Raw genomic sequence first — 2,363 nt, 5'->3', positions numbered from 1 at the left:
AGGATTAAAGCTTTTAGCTGTGTTTTTGCTACGCCCCGCCCGCCGCAGCTGCCTACCGCCTGCCCTTTCGGGCAGTTGGATTTCCTGGTTACCAGGAGCGGCAGCTGCTCCCCTCGGCCTCTCCTTTTACGTCTTTTAAACATAAAAAGAACCGTTAGGGGCAAGGCACGGGGCAAATTACTTAGAAATGCGATTTTCTTTTTTTAGGTGTGTAACCGCACAAAAACACCAAATGCAAAATGCTGGAGAGTTTGGCCGTGTTGGCCGCCTTGGCGGGATAAGATAACTTCCTCGCAGGTTACCGATAGGCCGCAGCTTGCAGCTGCTGGTGTGGCCTCACTTGGCCGCCCCTTGCGTAACCTTGCTACCCGTTTAGCGTTGGAAGTTTCGGAGCGTAGCAAATAGAATATATACATTTTTTATCGGGGCTACTTCCAGGACAACGATTTTCGGCTGTTTATAATTTATATATCTTTCTAATGCTTTGCCTACTCTTTCGTCATTCCGGTTTTGCCCTTCTTTATTTTTACTCCGTTTTAATTTTGTTAGTTAGATTTCGTTATATACACAAAAAATAAAAATAAAACATAATGCAAATATTGCAATAACTTTTTTTAACGTTTTATTTACAAAAAATTTAACGTTTTTTACAATCCGTTAAATTTATTGTTAAAAAGCCCGAATTATCGGGCTTTTACTGCCTTACGGCAGTATTACCCCCACCCTCGCCTGCCCCGATTTTACGGGGCGTCTCGGTTGGGGGAGGTCTTCGCCCTATCTCTATTTCAACTCCTTACGTCGTTAAAATAGAGATAGGGCTACGCCCTACAATAAGCACCCCCTCGCTCGCCTTAAAAAAGGCGGCTCGGTTGTGCTGCGCTGCAAGGCTTCGCCTTGCTTTTACGGCTTACGCCGTGCAACCTTACAGGTTGCATTCTGTTATCGGAGTATCGACGCCGCAGTCAAGCTGCGGTGGGCGGCACGGAGAAGTTAAGCTACATTTTTTTGCTTTGTCGTTTCGTTCTGCAAGCTCCGTGCCGCTCTAAGTTATTCCTTCTTCCCTCGCTTGTTTGAGGTATTTTTGAGCGGATGTATATCCTACGTCAGCAACTTTTATAATATTTTTAATAGTTATTTTTTCTTTTTGTTCTTTTAATTTTTCGATAGCTTTATAAACTTTTGCTTTTGTTTTCTCTGCTTTTTTCTTTGCGTTTTTAAGTGCTATTTCTTGTCTTGTCATTTTTAACTCCTGATCGTCTTTTGTTTTTCTGACATAGTTCCAGTTACTAACTCCTTTCGAATTGTAATTTTCCATAATCCAATTGTAAATTGATTTTGCTTTTGCTCTAATTGTGCTTTGCTCTTTTGTTTTACCTAAAATTTCGTTTCCAAGTTCTCCAATCTGTTCTAAATATTCTCTTGTTAAGGCTTCTTTACAGTTTGTCTTTACAAAATCATATGCAATAAACCTCATATAGTCAAATAATGCATCGTCAGTTATTTTTCTTTCTCCAAGAGTTCTTGCAATTTTTAGATTTTCGATTTGCTTTTCTTTTTTGGATACCTGATAATTTAAACTATCTAAAATAGTGCTAAAATCTTTTAGAGAGTAAATAATATCCATTTGAAAATGGCAATTTGTGTTGTCGTCAATGATAGGCGGGTGCTTAATTCTTTTAATGTAGCCTATATGAGAGAGCTTAAGAAAAGTTTTTTCAAATCGTTTAATTATGTCTTGCAAAAAGCGTCTGTTCTTTTTAGTGCCAAAAAATCCCTCAATAAAGTATCCAATGAAAACTCCGCTTTTACTTGGATAAATAATAATATTAGGGATAGGTAATTGCAGTTCTATAAATTCATCGCCTCTGCCGTTAGCCAAATAAAAAAAGATAAAACAAAATTCTTTATTTTTTAGGGCGTTATGGTATAATTTCAATACGGAGCTATTCATTTAGCTTTCATCTTTCTGTTGATAAACAACATATGGAAGGTTAAAATTTTAGCTTTCATCTTTCGACCTTTCTATCAAACAATATATGAAAAGTTGTTAGGTTACCGAGTGCCAGTCGGTAACCTTTTTTGTTATTTTACTGAAACATATATTCTTCTGTCAAGAAAATTATATGTTTCAATTTACTATAAGGGGTATATACTGTTCTTGAATGTTAAAGCGCCGTTAGGCGCATTCCGATAGTAGTGGAGCTTTGCTCCGCTTTTATTTTTTAATAAACAAAATACTCACTTAATTCTTTTACTTTAAATTCCTTTAGAGAATTTTGAGGATCTTTTTCAAACTTTTGTAACCACTCTTTCAAATTATGCTCCTCAAAAAACCTCTTAGCTGTCCTGTAATTAATTTTTGC

Annotated in this window: 1 protein-coding gene; it reads right to left on the bottom strand. The window is 37.1% G+C overall.

Annotated features, from left to right (window positions below):
• Nucleotides 1-1,042: 1,042 nt before the first annotated feature.
• On the bottom strand, nt 1,043-1,951 hold the full coding sequence (locus ACXJH6_RS04560; protein WP_456470581.1) for a hypothetical protein: 909 nt from the start codon (nt 1,949-1,951) through the stop codon (nt 1,043-1,045).
• Between the last annotated feature and the right edge of the window lie 412 nt (nt 1,952-2,363).

The organism is Caminibacter sp., from assembly GCF_053999135.1.
Note: the sequence above shows the minus strand (reverse complement) of the source record. Positions and strands in the feature narration are given on the sequence as shown.